We start from the raw sequence: 20090 nt of genomic DNA, 5'->3' as shown, positions 1-20090 counted from the left end.
TAAAAATTAGAATTTCACATCGATACTAAATCCATAACTTGTAGCTTGAGGAAGTGAAAATCTTTCAAAACCACCTGCCATGTTATTGTTTCCTTGAGAACATTCTGGATCGAAATTATCAAGCTCTGTCCAAAGAAGAATATTACGAGCAAATGTAGAAATAGATAAATCTACTTTAGGAATAATACTCTTAGGGAAACGATATCTAAGTGACAACTCTCTTAATTTAACAAACGAATTTCCGTAAATGTAAGATTCATCGATATTCGATAATACATCGGAGTACAATGTTTGGTAAGCACCAGAATCATTAGCTCCTCCACGTGCGATATCATTAGCTGAACCATCTGATTTGTAACCATCGAAAATAAATGTGGATTCACGATCCTCAGTTTTTTCAGACATACCATATAGATCTAACAATCCGTTTGATCCAGAATACATATGGCCACCTTGTTTCCACTCTAAAGTAGCTCCTAAAGACCAGTTTTTATAAGTAAAAGTTGTTGAACCACCCATAATAAAATCGGGAGATACAGAACCAATAACACCAGATTCCCCAGCTACAGGCATACCATAAGTAGATGAAGTTGGATCTTCGTCCACTAAAATTTGTCCCTCATCATTTTTAGAATATTGTGTTCCGTAAATAACAGGATAACTATCTCCAATACCTGCTCTAACTTGAGGAGTTGTAAATCCACCTAAGAAAATACTTTCAACACCGTCAGCTAATTCGTCAACAACATTGTCAATTTTAGCATAATTTACGCTGAAATCCCATGTGAAATTTTTAGTTTGAATAGGTGTAACATACAATACAATCTCATGACTATTAGTATGAACTTTACCACCATTCATCATCAAGCTACTTGCTCCTGTTGAACCAGCCAATGGAACCTCAAAAATCTGATCTTCTACATTTTGTCTTGAGTAAGTATAATCAACACCAAAACGATTCTTTAAAAATTTCAGATTAAGACCAACCTCATACGATTTGGTATTCTGAGGTTTCAAATCTGGATCGTATAAAGTACTGTATGAAGTATAAGAACTCACACCATCCAATGGATAAGTAATAGGTGCATCATCCCAAAATCCACCACCATAAGTTGGTTTTGAATAGTAGTTATCCTTGTAAGTTCCTGCTTGTCCAACCTCTGCATAAGAAGTTCTGATTTTAGCAAAAGATATCCAATCAACATTTTTCACAAAATCCAATTCGGATGCCACAAAACCCAAAGATACTGAAGGATAAAAGAAAGAACGATTACCTGCAGGCATAGAAGAAGCAATATCATTTCTACCTGTCGCATTCAGGAATAAAATATCTTTCCATGACAATGAAAGACTAGTAAAGAATCCAACAGTTCTGTATTTATATTGAGCCTCAGAAGAAGTTACGGTATTGGCATTGTCGATATGATTCCAACCACCAAAATTAAACTCTTGTCCATACTCGTCGTAAGTTTTTGTTTCTTGGTGATTCAACTCATTACCCAAAACTGCATTGAACTGAAAATCCTCTGAAATTTTCCAATCAAAATTCGCTGTAAGTAAGGAATTATAAGTCACATCAGTAACACCATAATTTTCGATAGAACCAGTTCCGTCTTTACTACCGTAACCAAAAATATCTTGGTAATTTGTAGTATAAGAATCTATACCTAATTGATATTTTACTACTAAATTCATATCAGCAGCTAAATCCGTAGCAAATTGAACGTATCCATTTCCAAAGAAACGATTTGTTTCCTCATTAAATGTATTATTATCCTGCACCCAGTATGGGTTATCAAAAGTAAGTGATCTGTAATAAATTTGAGAATAAGCATCACCTGGCTCATGATCAGGAATCCCCTTCAAATTATAACTACTAGGAGCAGAAAGTACACCCGCTAAAGAAGCATCATTACCCGATGATAATTTATCGATTTCTGTTTTTGCATAGTTAGCCGAAAAACCAACTGTAAAATGATTGTTCAATTTACGTTCGGCAGCTGCTTTAGCATTCCATCTTTCCATTCCGGTATTTAAAGCGATACCATCCTGATCGGTATATGCAATACCTAATGAAAAACTTCCTGTTTCGTCACCTTGACTTAAGTTGATACTTGTTGTAGAAGTATAACCGGTTTGGTAGTAATCATCCCAGTTATTGTAAACCTTAGGTTCCACCCAAGGATCTAATCCCGCAGTTTCTAACTGTGGAACGTAAAACATTCCTTCGTAACCATTCAGATTACCGCCGTAAGTAGCATTGTTTGGTAGCTCAGTAATTTTTTCACCCCAAGACATTGAAGATGTAGGACTATATGCTTGATTATAACCCTGAGACCAAGTAGTTTGGTAATCTGGGGTACGAGAAACAACATCAAAACTGGTTGTTTGATTAATAGATACAACAGGTACTCCGTTAGGACCACCTTTTCCACTTTTAGTTGTGATAATAACCACACCATTAGAAGCGCGTAAACCGTACAATGCGGCCGCTGCTTGTCCTTTCAATACATTAATACTTTCGATATCGTTAGGGTTAATATCCAAAGCCCTATTCGAAATATCAGCACCAGTAACACTATTACCAGTACTAAAAGAAGCAGTACTCGCAATTGGCATACCATCAATAACATACAATGGTGTATTATCGCCAGTAAAAGATCTAGAACCTCGAATAGTGATTTGAGAAGATGCTCCTGGCATACCACTAGACATTTTAATGTCTATTCCAGAAACTTTTCCTTGAAGAGCTTTTGCTAAATCTGGAGTTCCAGTTTTCTGTAACTCTTCTGCTTTAACATCTTGAACAGAATATCCAAGAGCTTTTTTTGATCTTTTAATACCAAGAGCTGTAACAACAACTTCATCCATACCAATGGACTCTGTTTCCATAACAACATTAAGTATAGAAGAACTAATTGCTCTCTCTTGCATAGTCATTCCAACAAAAGAGAAAACCAAAAATTTTCCTTCTTCTGGAACATTTAAAGAATACTTACCATCGAAATCGGTAGTGGTACCTATGGTTGTACCTTTAACAATTACAGAAACTCCTGGGATAGACAGCCCATCGTCGGCTGAAGTAACCACCCCTGAAATTTCTCGACTTTGAGCTAGAACGCTCTGTAACCCTAGAACGAATAGGATTAACATCGAAAACAAACTTTTTTTCATAAACCTTTAGTTAGTGGTTAATTAACATTAATACACATTAATATATAAGAATTTCACCTCATGAAAATGAGATGAAAACCAAACATGCCCCTTTAGAATTGAATTATCCGAGATAATATCGATATTCTCAATCTAATTACCCCTGAAAATTTCGCAGAATTGTAATACCCCTATTAATTCCCGCTTTTACAAAAGTGTGAAAAATAGTTAAAAGATCAAAAAGAAAGTTTACGGAAACCTTTTAAATTAAAAAAGAAATGTATATAGGAACTAACAATTACAACCTACATTTCCAATTTTACTATCAATTTAATACATAGCTATCCTTCTCATTTTCAATCCGTACAATGCTAACGATTGCAGAACTTTTTCACAACATATTTTAACTATATTTCTCAATTCTTTTTTTAGCTACATTTGTATTTGTAATCAAACTAAATAAGAATGGCTTTTATTAGAAACTTAAATGGAAAAACTCCAATTTTTGGAGATAATTGCTTTTTAGCAGAAACAGCTGCCATTGTAGGTGACGTTGAAATGGGCGATGATTGCAGCATATGGTATAGTGCTGTTTTACGAGGTGATGTTCATTCTATTCGTCTGGGAAATAATGTAAATGTTCAAGACAATGCAACCATACATGCAACTTATAAAAAATCGCCAACCACAATAGGGAATAATGTGTCGATTGCTCACAATGCTGTTGTTCATGGGTGCACCATAAAGGACAATGTACTAATTGGAATGGGCGCTGTAGTTCTCGATAATGCTATTATTGAAAGCAATGCAATTATAGCGGCTGGTTCGGTGGTTACTAAAGGCACACACGTAGAATCTGGTAGTGTGTACGCTGGAGCTCCTGCAAAAAAAATAAAGGAACTAAGCCCTGAATTACTGGAAGGAGAAATCAATCGAATTGCCAACAGTTACGCCATGTATGCCAGCTGGTATCAGGAAGATGAAGAAATTGCTGAGAAGTAAAATAGCCAAAAAAAAAGCCTTTCGAAGTTGAAAGGTTTTTTTTATTTGACAAAATTTTAAAAACGAATGTGCTTAGCTATTAGGCTAGTATTCAAAAAACGACCTGCTTTTTCCTCAAAACTATCGACAAATTCTGTTGTGAAAAATTCACAGGAAGCATTCTTACTGCATCGTACATCCATCTCGGGATGTCGAAACAAATAATCTTTTAAGCTACGGGCAACAATATCTCCTTGTGAAATCAACTGAATATGATCTGGAAGAATTTTTCTAATTTCCGTTTCCATTAAAGGGTAATGTGTACAGCCTAAAATAATCGCATCAATAAGAGAATCCTTAGAAAGCAAAGAATCAATATTCTTTTTTATAAAATACCTTCCTCCATCGGTTTCAACTTCGTTGTTCTCTACCAAAGGAACCCACATGGGGCAAGCTTCTTGCGTCACATGAACATCAGGGAACAACTTGGCAATTTCAAGTGGATAAGAATTGGATCTGACAGTACCTAAGGTACCCATCACTCCCACATGTTTTGTTTTGGTTAAACTGGCAATTTGTTCTACACTTGGTCGTATTACACCTAAAACTCTTTTATTGGGTGCGATTTTAGGCAAATCATTTTGTTGAATACTGCGTAGCGCCTTAGCTGAAGCAGTATTGCATGCCAAAATAACCAACTCACAACCCATAGAAAAAAGTTTCTCGACAGCCTCTAAGGTATAATCATAAACAACATCATAAGATCGCGTTCCATATGGACTTCTGGCGTTATCACCCAAATAAATAAAATCATAATTCGGCATGGATTTAAGTAGTTCATTTAAAACACTTAACCCTCCATATCCAGAATCAAAAACGCCAATGGCTTGTCTATTTTTCTTCATTATAGTAAAAATAACAAAAGGTGGTATTAAAAAATACCACCTTTAACTAATTTTGTAACAATGCTTATTGAATACCTAATTTTGTTTTCACTAAAGGCATAATATCAACACTATTATTGGAATTATATAAAATAACACCAGTACTAATGTCGAAAACATAAGTGAACCCATTTTCAGCTCCTACAGCTTTAATCGCAGCAGATGCTTTGTCGAAAATTGGTTTCAATAATTCATTTTGTTTTTTCTGTAGTTCTTGTTGAGCGAAACCATCAAATGTTTGCATACGGTTTTGTAAATCCTGAATTTCTTTTTCTTTATCTGTTCTAACCGCTTCCGATAAAGTTTCTCTTTTTTCTACGTAGGCATTCACAAGAGTCTGATACTCTTCTCTCATTGCTTTAATTTGATTGTCGTACTCAGCAGCAGCAGCCTGAATTTGTTTTTGTGCTTCCTCTTTCTCAGGCATGATCGACAATAATTTATTAGAATCAATATGGCCAAATTTTAAGGTTTGAGCAAAAGTGCTTGAACCTGCCGATAGAATAATGGCTAATAAAGTTATTTTTAAAAAATGTCTCATAATATCACTCAGTTAGTTTTTATTTTAAATTTTAATTAGTTCTAATACCTAACTTATACAGTACCTTATCACTTAAATCAAACTTTTGGTTACCGTATATTATTGTTGGCCCATTAGCACGATCAATAATCATACCATAAGTTCCATCTTTCGCAATTTCTTTTATTGCGTCGTAAATATCATCCTGAATTGGCTTAATCAATTCCTGACGTTTTTTGTAAAGATCTCCGTTTATTCCGAAATACTTTTGTTGAAGTTTTTGCGCTGTAACTTCCTTACTATAAATCTCTTTTTCTCGTTTCTCTCTCATTTCTGAGGATAAAAACACCTCATCGGCTCTAAATTTTGTTTGCAGTTCTTTGATTTCGCCAGTAATAGTTTCAATTTCAACTTGCCAACTTGTAGATATTTGATCTAATTGTTCCTGAGCATTTTTATAATCAGGCATTTTATTTAGAATGTAATCAGTATCAACAAAACCATAACGTTGCTGGGCCTGCGAACTTCCCATCATTGCAACAAAACAAACTATTATTAATCCTAAATGTTTCATACTATTAGATATTTTAAAACTTATCTAAAATAGATAATTTTTAGTAGTCATTAACATTAATACATTAAAATAGTTTAAAACTGTTGTCCAATCACAAAGTGGAACTGGCTACCGTTAGCACCCGAATAAGTTGCATCATCAAAACCATATCCGTAATCAATTCCTAATAAACCGAACATTGGAAGGAATATACGCAATCCCATACCAGCTGAACGTTTCAGGTTAAATGGTTGAAAATCTTCAAAATCGTACCAAGCATTACCTGCTTCAGCAAAAGCTAGAGCATAAATAGTAGCAGATTGACTTAGTGATAATGGGTAACGAAGTTCCGCAGTAAATTTAGAGTAAATATTTCCACCAAGTCTACTTCCGTCATCACCTAATGGAGTTAAAGAACCATTTTCGTAACCTCTTAATCCAATATTATCACTTCCGTACATGCTGTACCCCGACATACCATCTCCACCTAATTCAAATCCTTCAAATGGAGATCTTTTATTTTTATTGTAGTAACCCAAATATCCAAATTCACTTCCTGTGTAAAGTACAAGTTTATCGGTACTATTCAAGACCTGACTATACACTTTTCCTTTAAATACCCATTTATGATATTCAATCCAAGTATATTTTTCACTATCGGTTGTTTCACGTGAGTAATCGATATCATCAAACAAAGAATAAGGAAGTGTAAATTTCAAACTCAGCGAGAAAGAAGAACCTCTTCTTGTATATAAAGGATTATCAATAGAGCTTCTTGACAAAGTAGTTCCAAAACTAAAGTTATTTGATGTACCATCCGATACCAAATAATATGACCAATCGTTCAATTTGTAATTTTGATAACTTACTTCATTGTAAAGAGAGAAGTAATCGTCAGGCCATTTCAAACGACGAGCCAATCCAGCACTTATGGCAAAAACTTTCTGGCTTTGATCAGAACTACTAGAACTTGCATAGCTATAACTACTATAAGAACTACTATATCCAGTTTGTTTAGAATAAGAAATTGATGTACTTAAAGAAGTTGGTTTTTTACCGCCCAACCATGGTTCGGTAAATGATAAGCTATAAGAATTATAATAAGAACCATTGGTTTGTGCACGAATACTCAACGTTTGTCCATCTCCAGTTGGTAGCGGACTCCAAGCTTCTTTGTCGAAAATATTACGAATAGAAAAGTTGGAAAACTTTAATCCAACAGTACCCACGATCATACCAGCTCCCCATCCTCCTGAAAGTTCAATTTGGTCATTTGCTTTTTCTACAAGATCGTAGGAAATATCAACAGTTCCACTTTCTGGATGTGGTTTAACATCTGGGGTAATCGCTTCAGGATCAAAATGACCTAACTGGGATAATTCTCGAACACTTCGAATAATATCTGATTTACTAAATAGTTCTCCAGGATAGGTATACAATTCACGACGAGCAACATGCTCATTGGTTTTTGTATTCCCTGTAATAATAACTCGATCGATAGTAGCCTGCTTTCCTTCCACCATTCTCATTTCTAAATTAATGGAATCTTGTCCCACTACAGTTTCAACAGGATTTACATTAAAAAACAGATAGCCTTTATCTAAATAAAGATTACTAACCGCATCATCATCACTTGTTAATCGTTCTTCAAGTAATGTTTGGTTGTAAACATCTCCTTTTTTGATGTTTAAGACACGATCTAAAAAATATTTGGTATAAACAGTATTTCCAACCCAGTCGACATTATTGAAAAAATATTGATTCCCTTCCTTCACTTTAATATATAGATTAACTCTATCATCAGAAATTTGCTCTACACTATCGCCAAGAACTATTGCATCTCTATACCCATTCTCGTTGTATTTTTCAATCAAAGTACGTTTATCTTCTTCCCACTTATCTTCAATATATTTGGACGACTTCAAGAAATTCCCAAAACTTTTTTCCTTCGACTCCTTAATGGATTTTTTCACCTTTTTATCGGTGAAAGCTGTATTCCCTTCTACAAAAATATTTTTAATCTTAATTTTATTATTAGGAACAATATTAATGTCGATAATCACACTATTTTCTTCCACAGAGTCATCTCGTTGTATCACAGAAACACTTGTATTAAAAAAGCCTTTTTCTTTGAAGTAATTTTCAACAACTGTTTTTGTATTGGTAATCAAGTAATCTGTAACTTGAGTTCCCTTCATCAACTTTAACTTTTCCTTCAGTTTTGTAGTTTCGCTTTTCGAGGTTCCGTTGTAATTTACGGCTGATAATCGCGGACGTTCCTGCAATTGAATATTCAGATATATTGTATCCTGAATCAATTTTGTGGCCGTAATTTGAATATCCGAAAAAAGACCTTGTTTATACAACTTAGTAATTGCACTAGTAACTTTTTCTCCAGGAACTTCTATTGTAGAACCTACCCGAAGTCCGGATATTTGTATTAGAACATTATTTTCCAAATGTTTTACACCTGTTACAGTAACTCCGCCTAATTCGTATTTTTTAGGAGCAGAATAGAAAGTTTCTGGATTATAAATCGTATCGGTTTCCTGTGCTAAGGCACTAAAACTTAAGAAAAGAGTAAAAATGAAAGTTAGTCTTTTAATCATTACTTGGAATATAGTAGTTAATGCTATTTATTTTTTATCTGTTCACTAACTTTACCAAATCGGCGTTCTCTATTTTGATAGTCAAGCAGTGCTTTGTAAAGCTCTTCTTTATTAAAATCAGGCCACAACAATTTGGTAAAATACAATTCTGAATAAGCAATTTGCCATAACAGGAAATTACTAATTCTATTTTCTCCACTCGTTCTTATCAAAAGTTCCGGATCTGGAATACCTTTTGTTGTAAGCTGATTAGAGAACAAGTCAGCATCAATATCTTCTGGAGAAATATCTCCTTTTTGAATTTGACTTGCAATATTTTTTACTGCATTTACAATTTCCCACCTGGAACTATAACTTAAAGCCAACACCAAAGTTAATCCGGAATTTGAAGATGTATTTGAAATTGTTCCATCTAATTTTTCTTTCACTTCTTGGGGTAAACTGTCAATATCGCCAATTGCCTGTAGACGAACATTGTTTTTCATTAAAGTGGGAGTTTCACTTTCAATGGCTTCTACCAATAGGGACATCAAACCTAATACTTCATCTTTAGGCCGATTCCAGTTTTCGGTTGAAAACGCATATAAAGTTAAATAAGAAATTCCAAGCTCTCCAGCAGCTTCCACAGTTTGCTTAACTGATTCAACGCCATTTTGATGACCAACAAGACGATGTTCCCCTCGTAATTTTGCCCAACGCCCATTACCATCCATAATTATCGCTAGATGTTTTGGCAGCTTTTCCTTTACTATTTTATTTTTAATTGACATATACTATTTTACAAATCGATCATATGAATGACATTCTTCATTATCGGGAAATAATTTATAACTAATCATTACTCCAAAAAAAGACACCCAATCGTTATTGTGTACTAAACTACTCTCGTTAAAATCATTCGGATCATCCAGATAATCTAAACCATCCGTAAAACTTTTTCTAAATCCCCATTCCAAAGCGGCTGTCCATCTTCCGGGTAAATTGGTTTTCAACCCTACACCCATTGGAATTGTAAATGAAGAACTTGTACTACTCGGAGCTATGAAACCAATTCCTCCGCTTACATAGGGAACTAATGTTGTGCTCTTTGTTCTTTTTGGCGACCAAAAAGATTGAAAATTGAATTCCACTTGCAAGGATAGATCTATTAAATCTGTTTTAAATGATGCTCCTCTTGCTTGTTGATAGGAGTTATCGAAATCCTCATCATCACCACTCAAACTTGAAAATAACATTCCTGCTCTTAACGAGTAGCGTGAATTAAAATTGTATCTGTAAATTCCACCTAAAGCAATTGAACTTGAATAAAACTGTTTTTTGGGGTTAATATCACCCAAATAATAGGAACCTCCACCAAAGAAGCCTAACTCTGCTTTGGTCTGCGAAAATGCCGTTGAACCAATCGCTACAAACAGTATCCCTAAAATCAGTTTATACATAAAATCAAGCTTATGCTTTTTCGTGAGAAAACAAGTAAAGAAATGATCCTTAAGCGCCTAAAAATGCGGCATTAAGGAAGTCCTATTCTCCTAATTTTATTCACAAGTTACAAAAGTAACATATAATCTTAAAAAACCTTATCAATGAAAAAAAATAACTCCAACTGGCCGTTAAATTTTGTTAAAACGTAAAACCAAGCAATATTACCTATCAATTGCGTTTATCAACACCCCACATGAGTTTATTTCTTAAGGTTCCATAAAAGCTATGGGTATTTAATTTCAAAACTTTTATCTGAAAATCAGCCTTTTTAATTTTGAGTTCGATGGTCGATTCAAAGGTACAGGAACGAGAATCGAGTGCGGCCATGTAACAATCACTTCGCCCTTCGACACGAAGGGTAATTTCATGATGATTTGGAATCACAATTGGTCGAACAGTTAGGTTATGCGGAGAAATTGGAGATATAATGAAATTTTGAGTATTGGGAATTAGTATCGGGCCGCCCACACTTAACGAATAGGCTGTAGATCCTGTTGGTGTGGCGATAATTAAACCATCAGCCCAATAGGAATTTAAGTATTCATTATTTAAATAGGTATGAATGGTAATCATCGATGCTGAATCTGTTTTATGCACCGTAAATTCATTTAAGGCATAATTAAACTCTTCAAATAAGCCATTTCGAGATGTTTCTAGTTGCAAGAGATTTCGCTCCTCAAGACTATATTCTCCGGCCAAAATATCGTTCAATGCCTGAGGCATTTCATCCTGAGCTATATCAGCCATAAAACCCAATCGCCCGCTATTTATTCCCACTAAAGGAATTCCTGAATCGCGCACACAAGTAACCGCATCTAAAAAGGTTCCATCTCCACCAATACTAAAGAGGAAATCAACATCCTTATCCAAATCTTTATTGCCGTGAAAATAACCTATTACTGGAGGTTTAAAATTTATTTCACGGATTAGAAAATCGTAAAATGGCTCGTAAATAACTACCTCAATATTGTTCTGAGTAAAAACATCGAACATCAAAACAAAGCTATCCGTAAAGCTTTCGTTAAATGATCGACCAAAAATAGCAATTTTCATACTTCACAAATTTGTATTTGCTAATTCCCTGCAGCTACAAAATATTTGCAACCTACAGCTATCCATTCCATTTGTTATGCAAAACCTGTTTTTTAGCTTTTTAAAAAAACCAAATTATAACAAACAGATAGCACAAATATAGAGTAATATGAGCAGTGGCAAGAATTTAAGAAGGAAAAAGATCGCTTACCAATGTATTTTTAGATGTTTAAAAACCTCATGAAAGAATTGTAACGATCCTCCATAAAATCTTTCATATCATCCTCACGAACATAGGTAGATAATAAAGTATAATCGTAGCGCATAAAAGTTTGTATAATAGAGGTAAGATTGGTTCTATTAATTTTGATCGTCAATTCTATTTTTCGCGAATCACTGGATGATTTAACATACAAACTAAGAATTTTCGCATCGTTACTTTCAACGATTCGAGAGATCTCACTTAAAGAATAGTCGACAGAATTTAATTCTATCACTATAATCCCGCCAGGTTCGCGGACCGAAAAAATACTTTCTATGTATTGCATCAAGTCATTTAAAGTAATCAAACCGACATAGGTTTTTTCTCCTTCCAAAACAGGGATTACCGTCAGTTTTAATCGTGAAACAATTTCAATTACATCGTAGATGTGATAATTTTCGTTCACATACGGACTAAATAATGACAGTTTCTGATCGCCAATAGCTTCTTCAGCTCGGTTCAAATCATAAATGTCATTGTCTGAGATCAAACCTAAAAACTCGTCTCCTTTTACTATTGGCAAATGAGAAACTCTGAAAATTTCCATCCAATTAAGAGCCTGAATTCCTGTATCAGTCTCTCTTAATACCGGAACAACATCAGAAATTAAATCTTTTGCGATCATACATACCTGTTTTCTAGGAATTACTTTTAATTTTGTCTGAAGGTGAGCACTCACAAGCCTAAATTTGCTTGTTTTTGTGCCCATCATTTTATCTATAAAGTTTTATAAAATGACCAGACTTAGTGTAAATATAAACAAAATTGCGACATTAAGAAATGCCCGAGGAGGGAATACTCCTAATGTTTGTAAAGTAGCTTTAGATTGCGAGCGATTTGGAGCTGAAGGCATTACAGTACACCCTCGCCCCGACGAAAGACATATTCGCTACCAGGATGTTAGTGATTTAAAAGCCTTAGTTAGTACCGAATTTAACATTGAAGGATATCCTACCCGGGATTTCATCGATTTGGTTGTAAAAACAAAACCAGCGCAAGTTACTCTTGTTCCCGATCCTCCAGAAGCTTTAACCTCTAATGCCGGATGGGATACTGTTAAAAACCAAGCTATTTTAATCGATATTATTAAAGAATTTAAAGCTGCAGGAATCAGAACCTCAATTTTTGTAGATACCAATTTGACAAACATCGAAGGTGCATTAACTACTGGAACCGATCGAATTGAGTTATACACTGAACCCTACGCCACTAATTATCCTATCAATAAAGAAGAAGCAATTCGTTCGTTTGTTGTTGCTGCTAAAAAAGCTCATGAATTAGGATTGGGAATTAATGCCGGACATGATTTAAGCTTGGAAAATCTAAAATATTTCCACGAGAACATTCCCCAGCTGGATGAAGTTTCAATCGGCCATGCTCTCATATCAGACGCTTTGTACTACGGATTAGAAAATACAGTTCAGATGTATTTGAGATGTCTTAAATAAGATTCTTTCACCTTTAAAGACAGTTCAAAAAGCAAAGGCCACATCAAATCTCATGCATACAGAGCAATGAAACATCTGTATTTACCGCAAACACACAAGAATAAACTGTTGGCCCTTTTTGAACTGATCTTTTACATTTTCAGATCTGTCTGTTCATGTGAGATTAAACACCTTTACGTTCAAATCAATTCCTGATTTCTACTCTTCACACAAAAATTACAAGAAAATGAAACTTAGCTTTAAAAAATTGGGGAAAGGACCAGCCTTGATTATTGTTCATGGCTTGTATGGTTCCTCGGATAATTGGTTGACTATAGCCAAAGAGCTTTCAAATAATTTTGAGGTTTTTATCATCGACCAAAGAAACCATGGAAACTCTCCTCATGCCAGCACACACAGTTATCTGGATTTAAAAGAAGACCTTTTAGAGTTTATGAATGATCAACATATCGAAAAGGCTATTCTAATAGGACACTCAATGGGTGGAAAAACGGTTATGTTTTTTGCACTCGACTATCCTGAAAGGGTGAACAGTTTGCTTGTTGTAGATATTGCACCTAAAAACTACAGTAAGATTTCTGACTATGCACCGCAAACCATAGACCACTCAAGCATTGTTAAAGCCATGCAGAATTTCGATTTATCGCCTTATAAAAACAGAACTGATATCGATAGAAAGTTAGCCGAAACAATCACAGACAAACGAATTAGGCAGTTTCTTCTTAAAAATTTAAAACGAGACGAAAACAAACAATTCATCTGGAAACTCAACATTAAAATCATCAGCGAATACCTATCCGAAATCATGGATGGAATTGAGGAGGATCAATATAAAGATCGAAAAGGGAATTCTTCTTTTCCTGTTTTGTTTATTAAAGGAGCAAAATCGAATTATATTAGCGATGACGATCACAATATAATTCGCTCATTTTTCCCTCGTGCCGAAATTACCACCATTCCCAATGCTGGACACTGGGTACATTCAGAACAAGCAAAACTCCTGATAAAAACCATAGAATATTTTGTGCTAGACTAAAGTAAAAAAACTCCACCTAAGTGGAGTTTTTTTATAATCATATTTTGATTCTACCACGAACCAGCTTTAAAAATATACCTGCTCACTGCCTGAATATTCTCCTCTTTATTAGAACTGTTATCCGCATCAATACCATCTTCGTATTTAAAACCTGATATTTTCACGTAGTAATCTTCTCCAACAACCAAATCATCTAGATTTTCATATTCAGAAGCTGTAGAACTATCAATGGTCAATGTTTTTGCTTCACCTGCACTGGCGGACTGACGTGTGCTCCGGAACATCGGTTGATATTCATTTTCATCCTGATCCAAGATCTCAACATAGTAGTAAATATCGCCCTCATCAATTGCGGTCCAATTGATAGTTATACTACTGGAACCTACCGAATGCGATGAAGTAATTGAATAATTATCCAAAACCGGGATAACTGAATCATAAACCTGTTCTTCTAATTTATACTGATCTCCATCATCGGTTTTAAGATAGAACTTTACCTCGCTAGCTCCTTCAAAAACATCGAAATAATCGTAACGATCCTCCTCTTTTAGATAAAACACCTTCTCACCCAAATAATCAGTAAAATCTTCCATTTCTAAACTTGTAGAGGCATCAGGAAGAACAGTAACCTCACTCAACGAACTACCATAAACTACATATTCCATTTTGTAGGCCGATTGAAAAACACCATCCACAATATACAATTCATTTACCACATAAGCATCAGCAGTAACATCCTCTAAATCGTCAATATTAGTGTAAAATTCACGCGTTCCACTTTCACTATTCAGTTTCAGATATGAAGCAGTAGAACTCGACTGAATGAACCAATCCTGCTCGTTACTTTCGGAAATTGTAGTATCCCTAATTACCAACTCATCATCTACCAATGTCCACGATCCAGCTACTTCGTCGCGGCGGCCACTAAATTCTTGTCTTTTAAGGATTCCTCCCGATTCAAATCGACATACAATAACTGCATCATCGTAAGAATAGCCACTAGACAGGTAAGGATTTGCATACCAGTACTGATTAGTTAAATCGCTGGAATCAAAATCGACTTCCTCTTCATCTCCACTACTGCTTCCGCAGGAAAAAAGAAACAAGCTTCCTAAAAGCAAGCCTGCCAAGTATCGTTTTTTATATAATAAATTATTCATAATAGTATGTGTCTTACAAGTTAGTAATTCGTTTTGTACTTCTAATAAGCTGAACAATAGTAACCATTTATTAAGCCGATAAAAAATTAAAGTAGAACTCGTTCAAAATTTGATTCAGGAATAATATCCTCGCCTTGGTAACGCAAAAAAATTTGTGCCGTAGCCAAAATATCTTTCTCACAGTATATTGCAATGCGTTCCAAATCTTGCTGCTGCCAATAAACTTCGCCAACCATGGACCCATCAATATCATCTTTAGGTGTAGGCACATTAAAAATTTCACAAAGTAAAGCCAAAGAAGTGTAATGTTTGTAATCTCCAAACTTCCACAATTCCATCGTATCTATAAATTGTACCTCCCAAGGTTTTTTACCAGCAATATCAAGAACATCTGGCAAAGGCAATCCGTTAATTAGCATTCTTCGTGCTATGTAGGGAAAATCGAATTCTTTTCCGTTGTGAGCACACAAATTCCGATTTGGCTTTGCAGAAAACCGATTTAGCATTTCGCCAAATTCCTGCAGCAAGAGTTTTTCGTTATGGCCATAATATGATTTTGCCACAAAATGCTTTCCTCCATTTTTCCGGGTCACTACTCCTGTAGAAATGCAAACGACTTTACCAAATTCAGAATAAATACCAGCTCTTGCATACACATCCGAAGCAGATTCTTCTTCTTTTCGAAAATAATTTGATTTTTTCTCCCAAAACTCTTGCAACTTGGGAGATAATTGCTCAAAATTAGCAGTACCAGGTACTGTTTCGATATCTATAAAAAGTAAATTTTCAACTTTTATTTGATTCAGCATAACCAAAGACTTATCATAAACAAAGCGAAAAGGTATAAAAAATGGAGACAGTAACAAAGTCTCCATTCGATTTTTTATCAGTAGCTATACAAATTCTATTTACGGTTTCATTTTCAGGTTTTTCTGAATAAAATGAGTTAATATATCTATAGCAACTACATTATTTCCTCCCTGAGGAACAATAATATCGGCATAACGTTTACTGGGTTCTATAAACTGAAGATGCATTGGCTTAACTGTTTTCTCATAACGATCCAACACCTTATCTACCGACCTTCCTCGTTCCACTATATCTCTTTTTATTACTCGATTCAATCGATCATCAGCATCGCAATCCACAAATACCTTTAAATCCATTAAATCGCAAAGTATAGGATCTGTTAATATCAACAAACCTTCTACAATAATAACACCCTTAGGATCAACTTTTATGGTTTCTTCGGAACGCAAACAAGTAATGTACGAATAAATAGGCTGATTGATTGAAATACCTTCTTTTAGGTTTCTCACGTGCTCAATTAGCAATTCAAATTCGATTGATCGTGGATGATCAAAATTGATCTCCTGACGTTCTTCAAGGGTGAGACCAATATTGTCTCGGTAGTAAGAATCTTGAGGCAATACCGCAACTTCTCCTTTATTTAGTCTTTCAATGATTTTTCTAACCACTGTAGTTTTGCCAGAACCTGTCCCTCCGGCAATTCCAATAATCAACATGTTGTATGATATTTAGATGTTTGATTCAAAAATGCTAATTTTGCATTAACTTCGGCTGGAAAGTTACTAATTATTTAAAAAAGAATTAAAATGATCAAGCACATTGCCATGTTTAAGTTTAAAGCTTTCGATTCGGCTAAAGACAAAAAGAATTATCAAGTTAGATTAAAAAGTGCATTTAAGGGACTGGATGAACGTATTCCAGAAATTAAATCTTTGCAAATAGGATTTGATATTCTGCACTCTGAGGCTTCCTTTGATTTTATTGTAAATGTTGATATTGAAAAACTGGAAGATCTCCCCGTTTATGCCAATCATCCAGAACATGTAAAAGCGGTAGATATTATTAAGGAAATGGCGGTAGATCGTAAATCGATCGACTATGAATTTTAAGAATATCCGTAAGCTATAAATTTTCAGAAAAATAAATTGTACAGAAATGAGTTTGTATCCATTGAAATTTACACCCATCCTAAAAGATAAAATTTGGGGTGGTAACAAATTAAAGACAGTATTGAATAAAGATTTTTCTCCTCTTCCTAATGCAGGTGAAAGTTGGGAAATATCCGGAGTAGAAGGAGATATTTCTGTTGTTAGTAATGGCTTTTTAGCAGGTAATAATCTGGAAGAACTCATCGAAATTTATATGGGTGACCTCGTTGGTGATCATGTTTATGAGCAGTTTGGTGTTGAATTCCCTTTGCTAATTAAATTTATTGATGCCAATGATGTTCTTTCCATTCAGGTACATCCGGATGATGAACTTTCGAAAGAAAGACATAATGCTTATGGCAAAACCGAAATGTGGTACGTTATTGAAGCCGATAAAGGTTCCGAACTAATAGTAGGTTTTAATCAGGAAATCAGTAAGGAAAATTATTTAGCAAAGTTGAAAGAAGGAAAACTGGAAGAAATTTTAAACAGCACTCCTGTACAAGAAGGAAGCTGTTTCTTTATTCCTGCGGGTCGTGTTCATGCTATTGGTAAAGGAATTCTTTTAGCCGAAATTCAGCAAACTTCCGATGTCACCTATCGAATTTACGATTTTAACAGAACCGATGACGCTGGAAATCCAAGAGAACTTCACACCGAACTTGCTGTTGACGCAATTGATTACAGTTTCGAGAAAAAATACGAAACCAACTATCAAACTGAAAAAAACAAAAGCACAGAGCTAGTTCGTTGCCCTTACTTCACAACCAATATCTTAGAATTTGATAAACCACAGGAAAAAGAATATCTGGGATTAGACTCATTTGTAATATACATGTGTTTGGATGGTGATATGGAAATAAAATACGATGCAGAATCATTAAGTGTTACAAAAGGTGAAAGCGTTTTGATTCCAGCCACAGTAAACAACTTAAGCCTTGTTCCTAAAACAAAAACAAAAATTCTCGAAGTTTATATTAAGTAGACCTCTTCAAGCTTATACAATCCTCTTTTTGTCAAAACGAAAAGAGGATTTTTTTGTTCCTCATCCGAATTAGTAAATCTGTCAATAAAGTTGAAGCATTTTTCGGAAAAGAAAAGAATCTGTATACCTTTGCAGCGTTAAAAAAATATGCTATGAATATTACTAGTGCACAATTTGTGATGTCCAACTCGGATATAAAAAAATGTCCGACCGATAATAAAGCTGAATATGCTTTTATTGGGCGTTCGAATGTTGGTAAATCATCGCTTATAAATATGCTAACCAACCATAAAGGTTTGGCAAAAATATCGAGTAAGCCTGGAAAAACTCAATTGGTAAATCATTTCCTTATTAATAAGGAATGGTATCTTGTCGATTTACCAGGCTATGGTTTTGCGAAAGTGGCTAAAAATACCAAACAAAGATTTTCAAAATTAATTTTCAGCTATATTGAAAGCCGAACTACACTAATTAATTTATTTGTTTTGGTGGATTGCAGACACGAACCTCAAGACAAGGATACTGATTTTATGGAATGGTTAGGTGTTAACGGTATTCCTTTCTCGATTGTTTTTACAAAAGCAGATAAACTCAGTAAACAAAAATTATCTGATAACCTTAAAGCTTACGAAACTGAACTTCTTAATACATGGGAAGAAATACCTCCCTATTTTGTTAGTTCGGCATCAACAGGACAAGGAAAAGACGAAATATTGAATTTTATTGAAGAAACAAACAAAACGCTTTCTCAATAACACTCATATAAGATAAAGGGAGATCTCAGGATAAAGATCTTCTTTTTTATTTTAACAAAAACTAAATATCCTTTTAATAGGTTAAAAAATTGCCTCTGGTAAACTAAAATCTGTTTATTGACGCAATAATTCATAAATTTGCACAGTACGATAGTTATCTGATTTATAAACAAATAATATTTTAATGAAAGCCCCGATTAAAATCTTTTCTGGTTCAAACAGCGAACATTTAGCAGGTAAAATTGCAAAAGTGGCAGGATTAGAGTTAGGAAAATCTAGCATTACAAGATTTAGTGATGGTGAATTTGAGGTCTGTTATGAAGAAACAGTAAGAGGTGCTCAAGTATTCATTATTCAATCAACTTATCCCCCAACTGATAATTTGATGGAATTATTACTAATGATTGATGCGGCAAAAAGAGCATCTGCCTACAAAGTGATTGCGGTAATTCCATATTTTGGATTTGCCCGCCAGGATAGAAAAGATCGCCCTAGAGTTGCAATTGGAGCCAAATTGGTTGCCAATCTACTTATGGCTGCAGGAGTTGATCGCGTAATGACTATGGATCTTCATGCTGACCAAATTCAAGGATTTTTTGATATTCCTGTAGATCACTTGTATGGTTCTTCCGTACTTCTTCCATACATTGAAAATTTAAAATTGGATAATCTAGTTATAGCCTCACCAGACATGGGCGGTAGTAAAAGAGCTAACACTTATTCAAAATATTTAAATTCAGGCTTAGCAATTTGTCACAAAAGACGCGAAAAAGCGAATGTAGTGGGCGAAATGACTGCCATTGGTGATGTTGAAGGTAGACATGTAGTAATTGTCGATGACATGATAGACACTGCCGGAACCATTACAAAGGCAGCGAATATGCTTAAAGACAAAGGAGCTCTTAGTGTTCGCGCCATAGCTACTCATGCTGTTTTATCTGGTCCCGCATACGAACGAATTGAAGAATCGGCTTTGGAAGAAGTTGTTTTCACCAATTCAATTCCTTTAAAACAGGAGTGTTCAAAAATTCACGAATTGAGTATTGCGGAAATATTCGCAAAAACAATTCTTAATGTATATAATTGTGAATCAATCAGCTCAAATTTCATATTATAATTTATATCTTTGCGCAGATTTTGGTAAAAACTTTATAAACGTGTGATGGGAAATAAACGGAGCTCTTTTTACCAAGTGATGAAGTTTATTTTGAG

Annotated in this window: 19 protein-coding genes; 7 read left to right on the top strand and 12 right to left on the bottom strand. The window is 34.7% G+C overall.

The annotated features are described in order from the left end of the window. Positions 1 to 6 precede the first annotated feature (6 nt). Complete coding sequence (locus ABYT26_RS01695) at positions 7 to 3174, bottom strand: SusC/RagA family TonB-linked outer membrane protein (RefSeq protein ID WP_372751153.1); 3168 nt, start codon at positions 3172 to 3174, stop codon at positions 7 to 9. A 444-nt stretch (positions 3175 to 3618) separates the two neighbouring features. Here ABYT26_RS01695 and ABYT26_RS01690 point away from each other — a divergent pair, with 444 nt between their 5' ends. Then, positions 3619 to 4155, top strand: a complete 537-nt coding sequence (locus tag ABYT26_RS01690; protein ID WP_372751152.1) for a gamma carbonic anhydrase family protein — start codon at positions 3619 to 3621, stop codon at positions 4153 to 4155. Between the two features lie 56 nt (positions 4156 to 4211). Here ABYT26_RS01690 and murI read toward each other — a convergent pair whose 3' ends face one another. From murI to ABYT26_RS01650, 8 genes are all read right to left on the bottom strand, one after another. Beyond that, entirely contained in the window at positions 4212 to 5039 is an 828-nt protein-coding gene (murI, locus tag ABYT26_RS01685) for a glutamate racemase (protein ID WP_372751151.1), read from the bottom strand. Between the two features lie 64 nt (positions 5040 to 5103). Continuing rightward, positions 5104 to 5619, bottom strand: coding sequence for an OmpH family outer membrane protein (locus tag ABYT26_RS01680; RefSeq protein ID WP_372751150.1), 516 nt, complete (start codon positions 5617 to 5619; stop codon positions 5104 to 5106). Positions 5620 to 5650: 31 nt separating this feature from the next. Further along, complete coding sequence (locus tag ABYT26_RS01675) at positions 5651 to 6172, bottom strand: OmpH family outer membrane protein (RefSeq protein WP_372751149.1); 522 nt, start codon at positions 6170 to 6172, stop codon at positions 5651 to 5653. Positions 6173 to 6246: 74 nt separating this feature from the next. Further along, positions 6247 to 8760 (bottom strand): outer membrane protein assembly factor BamA, encoded by a 2514-nt coding sequence (gene bamA / locus ABYT26_RS01670; RefSeq protein WP_372751148.1) that lies wholly within the window; start codon positions 8758 to 8760, stop codon positions 6247 to 6249. Between the two features lie 23 nt (positions 8761 to 8783). Beyond that, positions 8784 to 9530: an isoprenyl transferase gene (locus tag ABYT26_RS01665; protein ID WP_372751147.1), complete on the bottom strand. Its 747-nt coding sequence runs from the start codon at positions 9528 to 9530 to the stop codon at positions 8784 to 8786. 3 nt (positions 9531 to 9533) lie between these two features. Continuing rightward, the gene (locus tag ABYT26_RS01660; protein ID WP_372751146.1) at positions 9534 to 10199 is read right to left on the bottom strand and encodes a DUF6089 family protein; all 666 of its coding nucleotides are present in this window, start codon (positions 10197 to 10199) and stop codon (positions 9534 to 9536) included. A 211-nt stretch (positions 10200 to 10410) separates the two neighbouring features. Continuing rightward, positions 10411 to 11295, bottom strand: coding sequence for an NAD kinase (locus ABYT26_RS01655; RefSeq protein ID WP_372751145.1), 885 nt, complete (start codon positions 11293 to 11295; stop codon positions 10411 to 10413). A gap of 200 nt (positions 11296 to 11495) precedes the next feature. Continuing rightward, entirely contained in the window at positions 11496 to 12161 is a 666-nt protein-coding gene (locus ABYT26_RS01650) for a CBS domain-containing protein (protein ID WP_372751144.1), read from the bottom strand. Positions 12162 to 12270: 109 nt separating this feature from the next. Between ABYT26_RS01650 and ABYT26_RS01645 the strand changes: the two genes are divergently transcribed. Both ABYT26_RS01645 and ABYT26_RS01640 read left to right on the top strand, forming a co-directional pair. Then, positions 12271 to 12984: a pyridoxine 5'-phosphate synthase gene (locus tag ABYT26_RS01645; RefSeq protein ID WP_372751143.1), complete on the top strand. Its 714-nt coding sequence runs from the start codon at positions 12271 to 12273 to the stop codon at positions 12982 to 12984. Between the two features lie 226 nt (positions 12985 to 13210). Continuing rightward, the gene (locus tag ABYT26_RS01640) at positions 13211 to 14020 is read left to right on the top strand and encodes an alpha/beta fold hydrolase (protein WP_372751142.1); all 810 of its coding nucleotides are present in this window, start codon (positions 13211 to 13213) and stop codon (positions 14018 to 14020) included. A gap of 50 nt (positions 14021 to 14070) precedes the next feature. Here ABYT26_RS01640 and ABYT26_RS01635 read toward each other — a convergent pair whose 3' ends face one another. The 3 genes from ABYT26_RS01635 to udk form a co-directional block, all read right to left on the bottom strand. Further along, complete coding sequence (locus ABYT26_RS01635) at positions 14071 to 15180, bottom strand: hypothetical protein (protein WP_372751141.1); 1110 nt, start codon at positions 15178 to 15180, stop codon at positions 14071 to 14073. Positions 15181 to 15266: 86 nt separating this feature from the next. Then, the gene (locus ABYT26_RS01630) at positions 15267 to 15989 is read right to left on the bottom strand and encodes a 3'-5' exonuclease (RefSeq protein ID WP_372751140.1); all 723 of its coding nucleotides are present in this window, start codon (positions 15987 to 15989) and stop codon (positions 15267 to 15269) included. A 99-nt stretch (positions 15990 to 16088) separates the two neighbouring features. Beyond that, entirely contained in the window at positions 16089 to 16706 is a 618-nt protein-coding gene (udk, locus tag ABYT26_RS01625) for a uridine kinase (RefSeq protein ID WP_372751139.1), read from the bottom strand. A 90-nt stretch (positions 16707 to 16796) separates the two neighbouring features. Here udk and ABYT26_RS01620 point away from each other — a divergent pair, with 90 nt between their 5' ends. The 4 genes from ABYT26_RS01620 (at position 16797) to ABYT26_RS01605 (ending at position 19995) form a co-directional block, all read left to right on the top strand. Next, a complete protein-coding gene (locus ABYT26_RS01620; protein ID WP_372751138.1) occupies positions 16797 to 17099 on the top strand; it encodes a Dabb family protein in 303 nt (100 codons plus the stop codon). A 46-nt stretch (positions 17100 to 17145) separates the two neighbouring features. Then, complete coding sequence (locus ABYT26_RS01615) at positions 17146 to 18123, top strand: type I phosphomannose isomerase catalytic subunit (RefSeq protein WP_372751137.1); 978 nt, start codon at positions 17146 to 17148, stop codon at positions 18121 to 18123. Between the two features lie 152 nt (positions 18124 to 18275). Then, on the top strand, positions 18276 to 18878 hold the full coding sequence (yihA, locus tag ABYT26_RS01610) for a ribosome biogenesis GTP-binding protein YihA/YsxC (RefSeq protein WP_372751136.1): 603 nt from the start codon (positions 18276 to 18278) through the stop codon (positions 18876 to 18878). A 184-nt stretch (positions 18879 to 19062) separates the two neighbouring features. Then, on the top strand, positions 19063 to 19995 hold the full coding sequence (locus tag ABYT26_RS01605) for a ribose-phosphate pyrophosphokinase (RefSeq protein ID WP_372751135.1): 933 nt from the start codon (positions 19063 to 19065) through the stop codon (positions 19993 to 19995). Positions 19996 to 20090: the final 95 nt, after the last annotated feature.

This window comes from Labilibaculum sp. (assembly GCF_041595635.1).
GTDB lineage: Bacteria > Bacteroidota > Bacteroidia > Bacteroidales > Marinifilaceae > Labilibaculum.
The sequence above is the reverse complement of the archived record's forward strand: the minus strand, read 5'-3'. Positions and strand labels throughout refer to the sequence as shown.